This is a genomic window from Arthrobacter sp. Y3223164 (assembly GCF_059091005.1).
This window is the reverse complement of the sequence record NZ_JBNHGF010000874.1, coordinates 1-421: the sequence shown is the minus strand read 5'-3', so window position 1 is coordinate 421 and position 421 is coordinate 1. Positions and strand designations below refer to the sequence as shown.

General features: G+C 73.2%; 1 protein-coding gene. It reads left to right on the top strand.

Annotation, left to right across the window (positions count from 1 at the left end):
• Positions 1–421 (top strand): aminotransferase class III-fold pyridoxal phosphate-dependent enzyme (locus tag AC5RUJ_RS18490; protein ID WP_494156544.1); only part of this gene is annotated, 421 nt, incomplete at both ends.

Here is a 421-nt window from a genome sequence, read left to right as displayed (position 1 = left end):
GGGTTCGGCGGGCGTCACCGAGGCGACGGCCGCGGAGACCCTGGTGCTGCCGTACAACGACATCGCCGCCGTCGAGGAAGTGTTCGCCGGCCGCGGCAGCCAGATCGCCGCCGTCATCACCGAAGCGGCCCCCGCGAACATGGGCGTGGTCACCCCCGCCGACGGCTTCAACGCGGCCCTGTCCCGCATCACCCGGGAGCACGGGGCGCTGCTGATCCTGGACGAGGTGCTGACCGGCTTCCGCACCGGCTACGCCGGCTACTGGGGCCTGACCGGGGGAGCCGACGGGGCAGCCGATCCGTTCGTGCCCGACCTGTTGACCTTCGGCAAGGTCATCGGCGGCGGCATGCCGGTGGCGGCCCTGGGCGGCCGCGCCGACGTGATGGATTACCTGGCGCCGTCCGGTCCCGTCTACCAGGCC